14 protein-coding genes are annotated in these 16,279 nt (G+C 71.3%); 11 read left to right on the top strand and 3 right to left on the bottom strand.

Annotated elements, in window-relative coordinates; all coding sequences use genetic code 11:
• The first annotated feature begins 60 nt into the window (after window positions 1-60).
• Window positions 61-1,683: a glycosyltransferase family 2 protein gene (locus OG730_RS27680; protein WP_327306777.1), complete on the top strand. Its 1,623-nt coding sequence runs from the start codon at window positions 61-63 to the stop codon at window positions 1,681-1,683.
• Window positions 1,684-1,783: 100 nt separating this feature from the next.
• Window positions 1,784-2,773, top strand: coding sequence for a UDP-glucose 4-epimerase GalE (gene galE, locus OG730_RS27685; RefSeq protein ID WP_327306778.1), 990 nt, complete (start codon window positions 1,784-1,786; stop codon window positions 2,771-2,773).
• 119 nt (window positions 2,774-2,892) lie between these two features.
• Here the strand turns inward: galE and OG730_RS27690 are convergent, their stop codons facing one another.
• The gene (locus OG730_RS27690; protein ID WP_327306779.1) at window positions 2,893-4,098 is read right to left on the bottom strand and encodes a glycosyltransferase; all 1,206 of its coding nucleotides are present in this window, start codon (window positions 4,096-4,098) and stop codon (window positions 2,893-2,895) included.
• Window positions 4,095-6,974 (bottom strand): bifunctional glycosyltransferase/CDP-glycerol:glycerophosphate glycerophosphotransferase, encoded by a 2,880-nt coding sequence (locus OG730_RS27695; RefSeq protein ID WP_327306780.1) that lies wholly within the window; start codon window positions 6,972-6,974, stop codon window positions 4,095-4,097. The genes OG730_RS27690 and OG730_RS27695 overlap by 4 nt, the downstream gene beginning before the upstream one ends.
• 156 nt (window positions 6,975-7,130) lie before the next feature.
• On the opposite strand from OG730_RS27695, the gene OG730_RS27700 reads away from it, so the two are divergent.
• The 7 genes from OG730_RS27700 to OG730_RS27730 all read left to right on the top strand — a co-directional run bounded on the left by OG730_RS27700 (window position 7,131) and on the right by OG730_RS27730 (window position 14,158).
• Complete coding sequence (locus OG730_RS27700; protein ID WP_327306781.1) at window positions 7,131-8,150, top strand: glycosyltransferase family 2 protein; 1,020 nt, start codon at window positions 7,131-7,133, stop codon at window positions 8,148-8,150.
• Window positions 8,150-8,665: a GtrA family protein gene (locus OG730_RS27705; protein WP_327306782.1), complete on the top strand. Its 516-nt coding sequence runs from the start codon at window positions 8,150-8,152 to the stop codon at window positions 8,663-8,665. Before OG730_RS27700 ends, OG730_RS27705 begins: the two co-directional genes overlap by 1 nt.
• An 81-nt stretch (window positions 8,666-8,746) precedes the next feature.
• Window positions 8,747-9,874, top strand: a complete 1,128-nt coding sequence (gene proB / locus OG730_RS27710; protein ID WP_327306783.1) for a glutamate 5-kinase — start codon at window positions 8,747-8,749, stop codon at window positions 9,872-9,874.
• Between the two features lie 98 nt (window positions 9,875-9,972).
• Entirely contained in the window at window positions 9,973-10,371 is a 399-nt protein-coding gene (locus OG730_RS27715; protein WP_327309446.1) for a DUF8830 family protein, read from the top strand.
• 631 nt (window positions 10,372-11,002) lie between these two features.
• On the top strand, window positions 11,003-12,280 hold the full coding sequence (locus OG730_RS27720; RefSeq protein WP_327306784.1) for a glutamate-5-semialdehyde dehydrogenase: 1,278 nt from the start codon (window positions 11,003-11,005) through the stop codon (window positions 12,278-12,280).
• 77 nt (window positions 12,281-12,357) lie between these two features.
• A complete protein-coding gene (locus OG730_RS27725; protein ID WP_327306785.1) occupies window positions 12,358-12,933 on the top strand; it encodes an SCO2584 family spore wall biosynthesis protein in 576 nt (191 codons plus the stop codon).
• Between the two features lie 67 nt (window positions 12,934-13,000).
• Window positions 13,001-14,158: an SCO2583 family membrane protein gene (locus OG730_RS27730; RefSeq protein ID WP_327306786.1), complete on the top strand. Its 1,158-nt coding sequence runs from the start codon at window positions 13,001-13,003 to the stop codon at window positions 14,156-14,158.
• On the opposite strand, the gene OG730_RS27735 is transcribed toward OG730_RS27730, so the two are convergent.
• On the bottom strand, window positions 14,142-15,263 hold the full coding sequence (locus OG730_RS27735) for a M48 family metallopeptidase (RefSeq protein WP_327306787.1): 1,122 nt from the start codon (window positions 15,261-15,263) through the stop codon (window positions 14,142-14,144). The two genes, OG730_RS27730 and OG730_RS27735, sit on opposite strands and share 17 nt — an antisense overlap.
• Before the next feature lie 141 nt (window positions 15,264-15,404).
• On the opposite strand from OG730_RS27735, the gene OG730_RS27740 reads away from it, so the two are divergent.
• Both OG730_RS27740 and nadD read left to right on the top strand, forming a co-directional pair.
• Entirely contained in the window at window positions 15,405-15,572 is a 168-nt protein-coding gene (locus OG730_RS27740; RefSeq protein ID WP_267753255.1) for a hypothetical protein, read from the top strand.
• Window positions 15,573-15,661: 89 nt separating this feature from the next.
• Window positions 15,662-16,279: a nicotinate-nucleotide adenylyltransferase gene (nadD, locus tag OG730_RS27745; RefSeq protein ID WP_243334788.1), complete on the top strand. Its 618-nt coding sequence runs from the start codon at window positions 15,662-15,664 to the stop codon at window positions 16,277-16,279.

The raw sequence follows: 16,279 nt of genomic DNA on the forward strand, positions 1-16,279 counted from the left end.
TCCCCCGTTCAGGTGACCCGTCTTAAGGTGACGTTTACCCAGGTGGCCTAGGATCCACGGGTGACGAGCACCCATACCCCCACAGTTGCCGTCGTCGTGATCGCGTACAACGATGCCGAGCTCGTCGGTCAGGCCGTTTCCTCGGCTCTCGCCCAGGGTCCGGTCGTCGCCGAGGTCATCGCGGTCAACGACGCGTCGAGCGACGGCACCGCCCAGGTGCTGGACGAGCTGGCGGCCCGCCACCCCCGCGTGAAGGTCGTGCACCGCACGGAGAACAGCGGGGGCTGCGGTACCCCCCGCAACGACGGCATCGCGGTCGCGACCGCCCCGTACGTCATGTTCCTGGACAGCGACGACGTCCTGCCCCCCGGGGCGATCGACGCCCTGGTGCGCGCGGCCGGGGAGCACCGGTCGCCGGTCACCGTCGGCTCCTGCGTCCGCCGTGAACTGCCCGAGAGCCGTGACGTGCCCTGGGTGCCCGGCCTGTACACGCCGGGCGAGGTCATCGAGCACCCCGCGGACCGGCCGGAGCTGGTCCGCGACACGCTCTGCGTCAACAAGCTGTACGAGCGGGCCTTCCTGGACATGTACGGGATCCGCTTCCCGGACGGCCGGTTCATCTACGAGGACTTCGTGTTCACCGCCCGCGTACTGGCGGCCCGCCCCCGCATCGCGGTGATCGGCGACCTCGTCTACGTGTGGCACGTGCGCCGCAACGCCGCCCAGGTGTCCATCTCCCTGGACCGCAAGGACGTCGGCAACTGGCGTGCCCGTGTGGAGGCCCACCGGGTGGCCTCCGGCCTGATGGCCGCTTCCTCGCCCGAGCTGGGCCGGGCCTGCCAGGTCAAGTTCCTGGAGTACGACCTGCGCATGTACCTGCGCGAGCTCGGCCAGGACCCCGAGTACCAGGCCGCCTGGTGGACGCTGACCCGTGACTACGTCGCCGGGTTCTCCGACGCCGACATCGAGGCCGCCGGGGCGCACGCCCGCTGGATCGTCCGCGTGCTGCGCGCCACCGAGGCGCCGCCCGCCCCGGCCGACCTGCGGCGGCTGACCCGCTTCGCCGCCGACCCGCCCCGCCTGCTGCCCCCGTACGCGACCGGCCCCTCGGGAGCGCCGGTGTGGAGCGACGCGCTGCCGGTGGAGCTGGACGGGCTCGACAAGCTGCCGACGGCGGAGCTGCCCGTCACCATCGACGCCGAGCCGAGCGGCTTCGCCGGGCTCCGGATCCGGGTGCACGACCTGTACTGGCGGCTCGCCGCGGCCGGCCCGCGCACCGTCCAGCTGCGCTTCCAGCCCCGGGGCGACCTGGGGGAGCTGCTGGTCGCCGAGCCGGTGGCGCTCGTGCCCACCGCGGACGGCGACGGGTGGACCGCGGAGCTGCCCTTCCGGCTCACCACGCTGGCGAGCCTCGGGCGGGGCGAGGGCCGGCGGGGCCTGCAGGCGTGGGACGTGAAGCTGAACGTGGAGTGCGCGGACGGGAGCTCCGTGCTCACCTCCCCGCGCCCCCTGCGCCGTCTGCTCCACCGGCGGGTGCTGCCCAGCAGCCGGTACGGTGTGCTGTTGGCGCAGCCGTACCGCACCACGGGGGGATCCCTGGCGCTGCGGCTCGCGCCCGGTGCCGCGGGCGTCGTGAGCCTGGCCCGCCACCGGTTCAACCGGGCGCGGATAGTCCGCGGCTAGCGCGGGATCCGAGCCGTACCGGCGGCCGGGACGGGAAACCGGACGGATGGCCGGACGACAAGCCTGACGACAAGCACGAAAGAGACCTAGGGAGACACGCATGACGTTTCTGATCACTGGTGGTGCCGGTTACATCGGGGCGCACGTCGTCCGCGCGATGCTGCTTGCGGGTGAGGAGGTCGTGGTGCTGGACGACCTCTCCACCGGCAACGCCGACCGCGTCCCGGAGGGCGTCCCGCTGGTGGTCGGATCCGTGCTCGACCGGCAGGTCCTCGACGAGACCTTCGCCCGGCACCGGATCACCGGCGTGGTCCACCTGGCGGGCAAGAAGCAGGTCGGCGAGTCCGTGGAGAAGCCGCTGCACTACTACGAGGAGAACGTGGGCGGCCTCACCGTCCTGCTCCAGGCCGTGGCGGCCGCGGGCGTGCGCAACTTCCTCTTCTCCTCCTCCGCCTCCGTGTACGGGATGCCGGACGTGGACCTCGTCACCGAGGACACCCCGTGCCTGCCGCTGAGCCCGTACGGCGAGACGAAGCTGGCGGGCGAATGGCTGGTCCGCGCGGCGGGCAAGGCCCACGGCATCTCCACCGCCTGCCTGCGCTACTTCAACGTGGCGGGCGCCGCGGCTCCCGAGCTCGCCGACACCGGGGTCTTCAACCTGGTCCCGATGATCTTCGAGCGGTTCGGCAAGGGCGAGGGGGCCCGGATCTTCGGCGACGACTACGCGACCGCGGACGGCACCTGCATCCGTGACTACATCCACGTAGCTGACCTCGCGGAGGCCCACGTGGTGGCCGCGCGCAAGCTCGTCGAATGGGGCGCGCAGGGCGAGTACAAGGACCTCACCGTCAACATCGGCCGCGGCGAGGGCGTTTCCGTCCGCGAGATGGTCGAGCTGGTCAACGAGGCCACCGGGCACACCGATCCCGCCTACGCGCCCGTGGTCTCCCCGCGCCGCGCCGGCGACCCGGCGAAGGTCGTCGCCTCCGCCGACCGGATCTCGTCGGAGCTGGGCTGGAAGGCGCGCCACGACGTGCGCGAGATGATCACCTCGGCCTGGGAGGGCTGGGAGGCCCACCGCAAGGCCTGAGGCCTGAGGCCCGTAGCGCGTAGCGCGCAGAGCGTACGGAGAAGCCGCCCGTCCCGGTCGATTCCGGGGCGGGCGGCGTCGTACGTGCTACGGGCCTCAGGGGGCCCCGTCCGGCGGGGTCAGCGCTCCAGGAAGGAGAACAGCTCCTCCCACCGGTCGGTGATCTCGACGCTGGAGTACCGCTGGACGTTGTGGAAGGCGGCGTCGCCGAGCCGGTCGCGCAGTTCTCGGTCGGCCATCAGCCGTTCCAGCTGTCCGGCCAGCTCTATCGTGTTGCCCAGCCGGGCCAGCAGCCCGTCCTCGCCGTGCGTCACGATCTCCCGGACACCCGGCGCGCAGTCGAAGGCGGCCACCGGCACACCGGCGGCCATCGCCTCCAGCAGCGTGATCGGGAAGCCCTCGGCGCGCGAGGCCTGGGCGAAGACGGAGGCCCCGTTCAGCGCGCCCAGCACGTCGCTGGTGCTGCCCATCCACTCCACGGAGTCGTCCAGGCCGAGCCCGGTGGCGTGCGCCCGCAGGGTCGCCTCCTCCAGGCCGGCCCCGTAGATCCGCAGGACCCAGTCGGGGTGGTGCGGGGAGGCGTCGGCCCACGCGTCGAGCAGCAGGTCCATGCCCTTCTCGAAGGCGAGGCGGCCGACGCTCGCCACGACCTTCTCGGTGCGCGGGGCGGGGGAGGCGGGCATGAACGGCAGCGGGTTCGGCATGCTGGAGACGTTCTCCATGCCCGAGCGGATCCAGAGGTCCGAGTCCTCGGGGGTCAGCACGAGCATGCGGTCGACCTCCCGGTAGTACCGGCGGACCCGCTGGCCCCTGGAGGACCTGTTGCTCGCCTCGAAGGACTCGTGGCTCATGCCGATCACCGTGCACTGCTTGGTGTCGGCGAGGGCCACCCACTCCATCGCCCAGATCTGGGTGACGATCACCACGGCGCCGGGGCGGGCCGCGCGCAGCAGCTCGCCCAGATGGTCGGCCTTGGCCTGCATCTTCGCCCGGCGGGCCGCCTGGCGGCGCCGTTCGGGCGCGTTGAGCCGGCCCTTGATGCCGTGCAGGCTGCGCGCCGCCGGCGGACGGGCGTCGTACAGCGTGGTCACCGCGTAGGGGAGGTCCGCCGGGAGCTGCTGGCGGATCTCCTCGTCGACGGGGGTGATGCCGACGATGTGGACCCGGTGACCGCGGTCGGTGAACAGCCGGGCCATCTGGTGCGACCAGGTGGTCACGCCGCCGAGTTCGTCCACGCTGTTGGAGACGAGGAAGATGTCACGACCGCCGGCGGCTCCGTCCGGGGCCTCCGGCGTCTCCTGGGCGGTGGAAGTCTGCTGGCTCACTTGCCGCTCCTGGTGAAGAACTTCTCGACGATCTGCCGGGCCGCGTCCCCGCGGTCGTACTCGCCGAACTCGGCGAGGAAACGCTGGCGCGCCTCGGCGTACTTGGCATCCGCCTCGTCGAAGGCGGCGAGGGCCTGGAGCAGTTCGTCCGCGGTGGCGACCACCGGGCCCGGTGCCTTCTCCTTGAGGTCGAAGTACGTGCCGCGGATGTCGTTCGCGTACTTCTCGTAGTCGTACGCGAAGAACAGCATCGGCCGGTCCAGGACCGCGTAGTCGAACATCACGGACGAGTAGTCCGTGATCAGCCCGTCCGCGAGCGCCAGCAGCGGCGTGATGTCGTGGTGCTTGGACACGTCGATGACGCGGCCCGCGACCGACGGCGGCAGCGTGACGCTGTTGAGGTAGTGGGTGCGCACCAGCAGCGTGAAGCGGTCACCGAGCCGGTCGGCGAACTCCTCCACGTCGAAGGGGAACTCGAAGCCCTCCACCGTGCCGTCCGCGCTCGCCCGGAAGGTCGGCGCGTACAGCAGCACCTTCTTCTCCGGGTCGATCCCGAACTCGCCGGCCAGCGGACCGCGGACCCGCTCGCCGCTCTGCGCCTCGGAGCGGTGGGCCGCGACCAGGGCGTCGTTGCGCGGGTAGCCCGTGCGCAGCAGCACCTCGTCACGCAGCCGGAAGCCCTTGGCGAGCGTACGGGCGTCGTGCTCGGAGCGGATCAGGAAGTGGTCGAAGCGGTCGACGGCCTCCTGGAAGCGGTCCTGGCCCGCACGGTCCTGCGCCTTGGTGCGGGGCTCGTGGAAGCCCATCCGCTTGAGGGCCGAGCCGTGCCAGGTCTGGATGTACGTGGTCCCCGGGCGCTTGGCCAGCGCCAGCGGGAAGCCCTGGTTGTCGACCCAGTACTCGGCCTGGGCCAGCGCCCGCAGGTAGGCCCAGCTCCAGCGCCGGACCAGGGTGGCGTCCTTGGGGAAGCCGGTGGACTTGCCGCCCGCGTGCGCCCAGATCGCCTCGAACTGCACGCCGGAGCGCACCAGCTCCTCGTAGATCGCCTTCGGGCTGTCGCTGTACTGCTTGCCCATGTGGCTCTCGAAGACGATCGTGCCCTTCTTGATGGGCAGCTTCGAGAAGACCTCGTGGTAGACCTTGACCTTCTGCTCGCCCGAGCCGAGGTTGCGTCGGGCCCGCAGGGCCTTGCGCAGGCTCCGCTTGACCACGCCGGCGGCCTTGCCGTGCATCGCGCCGTCGATCAGCGCCTGGGTGCGCACGGCGGCGGCGCCCTCGGCGGTCAGGACGTAGGACAGGTTGCCCTTCTTGGTCATCTCCGGCTCGAAGCGGTCGGAGACCAGCCGGGTCAGCCTCGGGCGCACGCGCAGCCGGGCCGCCTTCTCCAGGTCGACCTCGCCGACGGAGACGCGGGTGGTGAGCCGGTCCTTGCCCACCGTCAGCTTCAGGCGTACGTCCCAGACCGCGTCGATGATGCCGAGCGGGCGGACGGTGCCGCGGATGTCGGCCGTGGTGTTCCACTCGATCGTGTCCCCGGCGTGGCGCACGGTGGCCACCGGGAAGCTGAAGGAGCGGACGCCGATCTGCCGGCGGGCGCGGAACTCCAGCGTGGCCTTCAGCGCCGCGTCGGGGCGGATCCGGCCCAGGGGGTTCACGATGGCGCCCGACAGGGTGACCTTGCCGCGGCCGTCGTCCTCGTACGAGGTCAGGCGGTTGCCCAGCGCGAGGGAGGCGAGCGGCGCACCGGCGTAGGACTGGTTGGTGACGTCCAGTATCCGGCGGGCCTCGTCCGCGTCGGGACCGTCGATGTGCCGGTCGCACCAGTAGACGCGACCGTCGCGCTCGGCGAGCGGGGACGTGAGCCGGCCGTGGTTGGTCATGGCGTCGGCGGCGGGCAGGAGGTTGTCCCAGTCCTCCTTGCCGAGCAGGTAGGCGCAGATGGCCTGGAGGTTGCTGACGTTGTCGTACGCCGCCGGGTCGATGCCGGCCAGGTAGCCGTTGGCGAGCCGGGCGAACTCCTGGCGGTAGGCGTCGTCGAGCAGCGGCAGGTCGCGCAGGTGGAGCACCAGGTCGTGCTTGAGGAACTTGGTGTCCTTCGCGGACTTGATCTCCGCGTGGCCCTTGGACGCCAGCAGTTCGTCGACGCGGCGGTGGATCTCCATCCGGTGGACGAAGTTCTCGATCTCGTGGCGCCGGTTGCTGATCGACTTCGCCGAGGCGCTCTCCTGCACGTTCCAGTAGTAGACGTGGTTCGGGATGAGCGTGATGCGGCGGGCGGCGACGTAGGCCTGCGCGGAGAAGAGCAGGTCCTCGTAGTGGATGCCGACCGGGAACTCCAGGCCCTGCTCCAGCAGGAACGCGCGCCGGTAGCACTTGTTCGTGGAGAGGGTGTCGTAGACCAGCAGGTCCGGGTACTCGGTGATCGACTCCAGCGTGCGGGTGCGCGCGTAGATCCACGGGTACCACTCGGTGGTCTTGCCCGAACGGCTGTCGAGGTGGACCCGGACGCACATGCCGGAGACCAGGTCGGAGCCGGTCCGCACGGCGGCGTCCAGCATGTTGCGGCAGGCATTGCGTTCCAGCACGTCGTCGCTGTCCAGGAACATGACGTAGGTGCCGGTGGCTTGCTGGATGCCGTGATTGCGCGGGGCGCCGCAGCCCCCGCTGTTCTCCGGCAGCCGGAAGGCGCGCACCCTCCCCGGATGCGCGGTTTCGAGCTTCTGGGCGACCGCGTAGGACCCGTCCTTGCTGCAGTCGTCCACGATCACGACCTCGACCCCGTGCAGGGTCTGGTCCAAAACCGACTGGACGGCTGCCGGGAGACGCTCTGCGTCGTTGTAGACGATGACGACCACGGAGACGTCAGGCACGTGCACCTCGATCCCTCTGTTTCATTGCGTTTATCCCGTCAAAGCTACCCTGTGCCGCACGCGTGCCCGGCAGGGCGGCCACCGCCGTGCATACTTCTAACGAAGAGGTGAGTGGCAGGTCCGGTCGCCGTAAATCACCCGTTCGGACCGCAGGAAGTGTGCATGAAGCTGTCTGTAGTAGTCCCTTGCTACAACGAAGAAGCCGTCATCGACAGCTTCGACACGGAGATTCGCAAGGTCCTGGACGCGCTGCCCGTCGAGTACGAGGTGTGCTACGTCGACGACGGTAGCCGTGACGGAACCCTTGGCAAACTCCGCAAGATCGCGGCGCAGTACTCCGACCAGACCCGCTACGTCTCCTTCAGCCGCAACTTCGGCAAGGAGGCGGGCATGCTCGCCGGCCTGCGCGAGGCGACCGGCGACGCGGTGGTCATCATGGACGCGGACCTCCAGCACCCGCCGGAGCTCATCGCCACCATGCTCGACTACTACCGGCTGGGCCATGACCAGATCATCGCCCGCCGCACCCGTGAAGGGGACAAGAAGGTCCGCACGGCGCTGAGCCGCCTCTACTACCGGGGCATCAACCGCTGGGTCGACGTGGAGCTCACCGACGGCGTCGGCGACTTCCGGCTGCTGTCCCGCCCGGCCGTGGACGCGCTGCTGTCGCTGCCCGAGTACAACCGCTTCTCCAAGGGTCTCTTCTCCTGGATCGGTTTCGACACGGTCCACTTCGACTACCGCAACGCGCAGCGCGAGGCCGGCGAGACGAAGTGGAAGTTCGGCGCCCTGCTGAACTACGGCATGGACGGGCTCATCTCCTTCAACAACCGGCCGCTGCGCATCGGCATCTGGTCGGGCGTGTCGCTGGTGGCCCTGACGGTGCTCTACGCCCTGTTCATCGCCGTCATGGCGATGACCAACGGGGTGGAGTCCCCGGGCTACGTCACGATCGTCGCGCTGATCGCGGGCCTGGGCGGCGTTCAGATGATCATGCTGGGCCTGATCGGCGAGTACATCGGCCGCATCTACTACGAGACCAAGCGCAGGCCGCACTTCCTGGTGAAGGAGGCGCACGGCGCCGACCGGGCGGCCGGCTCCACGGACGCCCGGGACGCCCGGGACGCCCGGGACGCGCTGCGGTCCGAGGCCCAGGCCGTGGTCGCGGAGCGAAGCAACTGATGTCACACACGACGGACGGGCAGCCGGGGCGGCTCAGCGGGCAGCCGGACGAGCGGCCGAGCGGGCAGCCGAGTGCTCAGCCCGCCGCCGACCGGAAGGCCAAGCTGGGCCAGATCATCCGGTTCGGCCTGGTCGGCGGGGTCAACACCGGGACCTTCTTCCTGCTCTACCTGGTCCTGCACCCGTGGATGCCGTACTTCGCCGCGTACTCCCTCGCCTTCGTACTGGCGATGGTCGGCTCGTTCTTCATGAACACGTACTTCACCTACCGGACCCGGCCGACCTGGAAGAAGTTCCTGCTCTTCCCGCTGACCAACATCACGAACTACGTGATCCAGTCCGCGGGCCTCTACGCCCTGGTGACCTGGGCCGGCATGAACACCAAGATCGCGCCGCTCGTCGCGGCCGTCGTGGCCATCCCCTTCACCTTCGTCCTCTCCCGCAAGATCCTCATTCCGGGGACGGCCGGAGCGGCCGGGGAGCCGGAGCAGACCCACAGCGCGTCCACGGTCTGAAACCGGAGGGCGTCCCGGTCCGGGCACCCCGTAGATTGGGCGGGCAGGTTCACAGGTCGGGTCAAGGGGCAGGGGACAGAAGTGTCAGCGGCTAGGCAGGGTGTGCTCGACGCGCGCAGGATCGTGGTCAAGGTCGGCTCCTCCTCCCTGACCACGGCGGCCGGCGGACTCGACGCCGACCGGGTGGACGCGCTGGTCGACGTACTGGCCAAGGCGCGCAGCGGCGGCGAGAAGGAGATCGTGCTGGTCTCCAGCGGAGCCATCGCCGCCGGACTCTCCCCGCTCGGCCTGCGCCGCCGCCCCACCGACCTGGCCCGCCAGCAGGCTGCCGCGAGCGTCGGCCAGGGCCTCCTCGTCGCCCGCTACACGGCCTCCTTCGCCCGGTACGGCGTACGCGTCGGCCAGGTGCTCCTGACCACCGACGACACGAGCCGGCGCGCGCACTACCGCAACGCCTACCGGACCCTGGACCAGCTCCTGGCCATGGGGGCGCTGCCCGTCGTCAACGAGAACGACACCGTCGCCACCGACGAGATCCGCTTCGGCGACAACGACCGCCTCGCCGCGCTCGTGGCCCACCTGGTCCGCGCCGACCTCCTCGTCCTGCTCTCGGACGTGGACGGCCTCTACGACGGGGACCCGTCCCAGCCCGGCACCAGCCGCATCGACGAGGTGCGCGGCCCCGAGGACATCGCCCACGTCACCATCGGCAGCGTGGGCAAGGCGGGCGTCGGCACCGGCGGCATGGCCACCAAGGTAGAGGCGGCGCGCATCGCCGCCGCGGCCGGCATCCCGGTCGTCCTGACCTCGGCCAGCCAGGCCGCGGACGCCCTGGCCGGACGGGCGACCGGCACGCTCTTCCACTCCACCGGACGCCGCTCCACGGACCGGCTGCTCTGGCTCCAGCACGCTTCGACCCCCCAGGGACACCTGGTCCTGGACGACGGCGCCGTCCGCGCGGTGACCGAACGCGGCAGCTCGCTGCTGCCCGCCGGGATCGCCGCGGTCGAGGGCGACTTCGTCGCCGGGGACCCCGTGGAACTGCGCGCGGCCGACGGCCGGGCGGTGGCGCGCGGCCTCGTCAACTTCGACGCCAAGGAGCTCCCGCAGCTCCTCGGCCGCTCCACCCGCGAGCTCGCCCGGGAACTCGGACCCGAGTACGAGCGGGAGGTCGTCCACCGCGACGATCTGGTCCTGCTGCAGGGCTGAGGTTTACGTAAAACCGCCGCGCGGTGGGCCGAGGACTGGTCAACTGTGAGGGGCGGACACGCGTAGCGCAGACAAGGAGGCGGCTGGTGAGACGAGCGCTGACCAGCGTCGGCACCGGGGACGGTGACGTCGGCGGGAGCGGGGAGGACCAGGACGCCTCGCGTCTTTGGCACATCACCCTGAGCGTCTCCGGGAAGCCCGCGCCGCTGTGCGACGTACGCCGCGGGCTGGAGCAGCTGGCCCATGACCACCCCTTCCTGCTGACCAGCCGCTACGCCGACGACCACGCCGAGATCCGCTACTGGGAGGAAGCCCGCGACCTCCACGACGCGGCGGCCGTGGCGCTGCGGCTCTGGGGGGAACACCGGTCCTCGGCGAAGCTTCCGCCCTGGGAGATCGTCGGCCTCGAAGTCATCGACCGAGCCACCTACCACCAACGCGTGGCCGAAGGCTACGGCCCACCCCCGGCCCACCCCGTGGGCGTGCACCCTTATTGACGCGGCGCTCGCACCGCTCAGCGCTGGCGCGCTTCCCGGGCTTCGCGCCGCTGCGCCGGACTCCGTCCGGCGGTGGCTGGTCGGGGCTGCGGCCACTGCCGTCTCGGCGTGGGGCTGGGGGGCGTGTGCGGGTGGGTCGGCCCTGCGGGGCTGGGTCCCCTACCCGCCCTTCGCCCGTTCCCCGGGGCTCCGCCCCGGACCCGTTCCCGCGTGCGGCGTCAGCCAAATCCAGCCCCGCCGGTGTTTGAGGCGCGGGGTCTGGGGCGGAGCCCCAGGGGGTCCGGGCGCAGCCCGGTACCCCTGCTCTTCAGCCCGTCCGGCGTTTGAGGCCCGGGGTCCGGGCAGCGCCCGGCTGGGGGTCCCCCCGGACGGAGTCTGGGGGATGGTGGAAGGGTGGGTAGGGGACAAGCCCCGCAGGGCCGAACCACCCGCACCCGCCCCACCGGGCCCGCGCCGGGACGGCGGTGGCGGCAGCCCCGCCCGACCACTGCCGGACGGAGTCCCGCGCAGCGAGGCGAAGCCGTTAAGGCCCCCCAGGGCCGCACCGCGCGAGCGGCGCGTCAAAGAGGGCGGGCGTCTCGCGGGGTGGAACCCCATCGGCCCAGGGGTGGGCGGGGATTACCCTGGCGGCATGACCTCGCTCGATGCCACGACCTCACCCGTGATCGCCACCGCGCAAGCCGCCCGGACCGCCGCCGCGGCCATCGCCCCGCTCCCGCGGTCCGCCAAGGACAAGGCCCTGCTGGCCATCGCGGACGCGCTGGAGGCCCGTACGGCCGAGATCGTCGAGGCCAACGCCGTCGACACGGCGAAGGCGGCCGCCGCCGGGACCAGCGAGACGGTCATCGACCGCCTCACCCTCACCCCCGACCGCATCGCGGCCATCGCCTCCGACGTCCGCGACGTCGCGGCCCTGCCCGACCCCGTCGGCGAGGTCGTCCGCGGCTCCACGCTCCCCAACGGCATCGACCTGCGCCAGATCCGCGTCCCGCTCGGCGTCGTCGGCATCATCTACGAGGCCCGCCCCAACGTCACCGTCGACGCCGCCGCCCTCTGCCTGAAGTCCGGCAACGCCGTCCTCCTGCGCGGCTCCTCCTCGGCCTACGCCTCCAACACCGCCCTCGTCGGCATCCTGCGCGACGCCATCGTGTCGGCCGGTCTCCCCGCCGACGCCATCCAGCTCGTACCGGGCGAGTCCCGCGACTCCGTCCGCGAGCTGATGCGCGCCCGCGGCCTCGTGGACGTCCTCATCCCGCGCGGCGGTGCCTCGCTCATCAAGACCGTGGTCGAGGAATCCATCGTCCCGGTCATCGAGACCGGTACCGGCAACTGCCACGTCTACGTGGACGCCCAGGCCGACCTGGCCATGGCCGTGGACATCCTCGTCAACTCCAAGGCCCAGCGCCCCTCCGTCTGCAACTCCGCGGAGACCCTGCTCGTCCACCGGGACATCGCCGACGCCTTCCTGCCCCTGGCCCTGGACGCGCTCGCCGACGCCGGCGTGACCGTCCACGGCGACGAGCGGGTGCTCGCGTACGCGGAGGACTCCAAGGTCACCGCGCTGGCCGCCACCGACGAGGACTGGGCCGCCGAGTACCTCTCGTACGACATCGCCGCGGGCGTCGTCGATTCCCTCGACGACGCCGTCGCCCACATCCGACGCTGGACCTCCGGCCACACCGAGGCGATCGTCACCACCTCGCAGGCCGCCGCGCGCCTCTTCACCCAGCTGGTCGACTCGACCACGGTCGCCGTGAACGCGTCCACCCGGTTCACGGACGGTGGTCAGTTCGGCTTCGGCGCGGAGATCGGCATCTCCACGCAGAAGCTGCACGCCCGGGGCCCGATGGGGCTTCCCGAGCTCACCTCCACCAAGTACATCGTCACCGGCGACGGTCACGTACGGTAGTGAACCTCTGAACACGGTGTGGCCGGATTTCGGCCTACACCCTGCCCAAACGTGTCCCTCAGGTCTACGCTGGTCTCGTGCCGGACGACGTGGGGGGCAATCCGTTCCCGGACGACGGGACCCCCGAAGAACATGCAGACGACCGCGGAGGCGCGGACAAGGACTTCGCCTCCGTGGTGTTCGACGAGGACTTCGTCCGGAACGCCGAGATCCGTGAACCGAGCGCCGCGGAGCGCCAGCGGGCCGGCGACCGGGCGCGCGCCGAGGCGGCCGAGGCCGCCCGCGCGGCCTTTGCCGGCGGCTGGACGGGCGACGAGGACTACGACGCGTACGCCTACGGCGGCGCCGAGGGCCACCACTCCGAGGACTCCGGCTGGGACCACGGTCACGGCTACGGAGCCGGTTCCGGGGAAGGCCCGTACGGTGCCTACGGCGGCAGCCTGCGCCCCTACCGCGGCCGCTCTCCGTGGCTGCGCCCGGTCGCCTGGGTGCTCGCCTTCGTGATGGGCCTCGGCATGATCGCGCTCGCCTTCAGCGCCGTGTACCGCAGCGCGGCGAGCGATGCGGAGCCGGCTCCGGCCCCCGCCAGCACTCCGATGGGTGAAGTCGCCGGCGCCGGAGCGTTTATGGACCGCGTCAGCCGCCAACCCTGAAGGTACGACCCCGCTCCCCATCGACGGAGCGGGGGCTTCTCTGGAGCGGGGACAGCGGGGAGAAGCGATGGCCATGCCAGGAGATCCGCCGAACGGCACCCCCGAGGGTGCCGGCGGGGCCGACGACGAGTTCCGGGCCGACGAGTACCGGTCGGTGGTGTTCGACGAGGACTTCGTCCGGGCTGCCCGGCTCCAGGAGTTCTCCGCACAGGAGCGCATGGGCGAGCACGCCCGCGCCGTCCGGAGCCGCTCGATCTGGTCGAGCGGCACAGGCCATCCGGGATCCCGCAGCGGCTCCGGCGGGGCGGCCCGGCAGGGCCGGATCATCGTGCTGTGCATCACCCTGGCGCTCGCCGGCGCCGTCTACATGGGCCTGCGCAACCCCTACGTGCCGTCCGCCGGAGACCCGGCCGAGGCGATGAGCAGCACCGTCGTCCCGCTCGCGCCCTCCGAGCCCGTGCCGGGCGGCCGGCCCGCCGACCTGTACGCGCACAGTCCGGCGGCGCAGTACCGCATCGGGGCGGCCGGGATCAACTTCCCCGGCGTGCGCCGTACCCGCCACTTCAGCGAGGAGCAGGTCCAGGCCGCGCTGACCATCGCCAAGGACTACCTGGTGCAGTCCTCGCTGGACCCCGACGTGCTGTCGGGCGAGGCCTCCCGGCCGGTGCGCGTCCTGCTCGACCCCGACCAGTTGACGCAGTTCGACCAGAGCATGCTCGCGCCGTCCGGCAACGGGCGGCACGCCGTCACCGGCTGGCTGGTCCGCTTCGACCCGGCCACCGCGGTGGTGGCCGACACCCGGGTCCGGGTCAGCGGGGTCCTCGCCGCCGCGGAGGTGGCGCCGAACGCGCTGGAGGTGACCTCCGACCACACCTTCGTCTACGCCGTGCGCCCCGCCACCGGTCAGCCGGCCACGGCGGACGGGGCCTCGCTCTTCACCGTCCGCCGCGAGCTGCGGCTGCGCTTCGACCGCGACGACCTCGCCGCCCGGCGGGCGGAACTCGTCTCGGCCTACGTGATGGCGGGCCCGCAGGCCTGCTCCGCCGACCCGGCCGGAGGTTTCCGCCCGCTGACGGCCGGCGCCGGGCCGACCACCACCGGCCCGGCCGCGACCGACCCGTACGCCAGCGGCAGTCCGCGCCGCACGGCCGGGCTGTGCGGGATGCTCGCGCCGACGGAGAAACCGGCGGAGTCACCGGGGGAGGGCGTCAGCCCTGCTCCGTAGCCCCGCCCTTGCCGGTGTCCTTGCCGGTACCCCGGTCCTCGCCGCTGCCGCTGCCGCTGCCGCCTGAGCCCGAAGCGCCGCCCGCGGCGCCCGTGAACCGGTCCCGCAGCTTGCCGCCGAGGTCCGCCGTACCGCCGGCGATGTCGCCGACCAGCTTCATCAGCGGGTCCTTGCTCGTGCGCACCGTGTCGGCGTAGTGCGCGGCGGACTGCCGGAAGGAGTCGGTCACCGAGGTGTCCTTGTCGTCCTCGCGCCGCGGGTAGTGGCCGTCCATGATCCGCTGGTGGTCCCGGTTCTGCGACCACTTCTTCAGCTCGGCCGCCCGCACCGTCGTGAAGGGGTGCGTCCGGGGCAGCAGGTTGAGGATCTTCAGCACGGAGTCGCGCAGGTCGCCGCCCTGCTCGTACTCCTCGGCCTGGGCGAGGAAGGCGTCGACATTCATCTCGTGGAGGTGGTTGCCGCCCGCGAGCTTCATCAGTCCGCGCATCGAGGCGTGCACGTCCTGCCCCACCAGCAGCCCCGCGCGGTCCGCGGACAGCTCCGACTTGCGGAACCACTCGCGCAGCGCCGTCACGAGCCCCATGATCGCCACATTGCCCAGCGGGATCCACGCGACCTTGAGCGCCAGGGTCGTCAGGAACAGCAGGATCGTGCGGTACACGGCGTGCCCCGACAGGGCGTGGCCCACCTCGTGGCCCACCACCGCCCGCATCTCCTCCTCGTCGAGGAGCTCGACGAGGGCCGTGGTGACCACGATGATCGGCTCGTCCAGCCCGATGCACATGGCATTGGGCTTCGGGTCCTGCTGCACGTACATCTGCGGGACCTTCTCCAGGTCCAGGATGTAGCAGGCGTCCAGGAGCATCGCGTGCAGGTGCGGGAACTGCGTCTCACCCACCCGGACGGAGTCAGACAGGAAGAGCAGGCGCAGACTGCGCTCGGGCAGCAGCCCGCTCAGTGCCTTGAAGACCGTGTCGAAGCCGGTCAGCTTGCGCAGGGCCACGAGCGCGGACCGGTCCGCCGGATGCTCGTACGCCCGTGAGGAAATACCGGGGAACCTCTTTCGGTCCCGCGCCGGTGCCTTGTCGAAGCCCGTCCCTGTCATAGCGCCCTCCCCGTTGGTGTGTGCGGCCGCCCGCCCGTCTATCCTCTCCAACGCCTGAGTCGACGTGAGCGTGCCCCAGGCCCCCGCATACGATGTGAGCGAAATCTCCGCCCGCTCCCCGACTCGATAGGTACCTGCCTGATGAGCCTCGCCTCCACCGCCCACAACCTGGTCGTCCTCGCCTCCGAGGGAGCCGAGAAGCACGGCGGCAACCACGACAGCCTGAGCCCGTACCTGACCGGTGGCGCCGCCTTCGGCATCCTGCTGCTGCTGCTGTGGGTCACCACGCGCCTGAACCGGGACCGCTGAAGCCTCGAAACCCCCGATTACTCAGTACGCCGAGTACGAGCCCGTAGGCGGGTCCCTGCCGCGCCACCGGGCCAGTAGGCTCTGCGCTCATGGGAGAGCAGGAAATGCCTACCGGCCCGGTCAAGCGCAGGCTCGGCGTGATGGGCGGGACATTCGACCCGATCCACCACGGACACCTGGTGGCCGCCAGTGAGGTGGCCGCGCTGTTCCACCTCGACGAGGTGATGTTCGTACCGACCGGCGAGCCGTGGCAGAAGTCGCAGCGGGCCGTGTCGTCCGCCGAGGACCGGTATCTGATGACGGTCATCGCGACCGCCTCGAACCCGCAGTTCTCGGTGAGCCGCATCGACATCGACCGCGGCGGCCCGACTTACACGATCGATACCCTGAGGGACCTCAGCGCCCTCAACGACGACGCCGACCTCTTCTTCATCACCGGCGCCGACGCCCTCGCGCAGATCCTGACCTGGCGGAACGCCGAGGAGCTCTTCGCCCTCGCGCACTTCATCGGCGTCACCCGGCCGGGCCACGTGCTCACCGACGACGGACTGCCCGAGGGAGGCGTCTCCCTCGTGGAGGTTCCGGCGCTGGCCATTTCGTCCACGGACTGCCGTGCACGCGTGGCCAAGGGGGATCCTGTCTGGTACCTCGTGCCCGACGGCGTGGTCCGTTACATCGACAAGCGTGAGCTGTACCGGGGAGCCTGA

It is taken from the genome of Streptomyces sp. NBC_01298 (assembly GCF_035978755.1).
Taxonomy (GTDB): domain Bacteria; phylum Actinomycetota; class Actinomycetes; order Streptomycetales; family Streptomycetaceae; genus Streptomyces.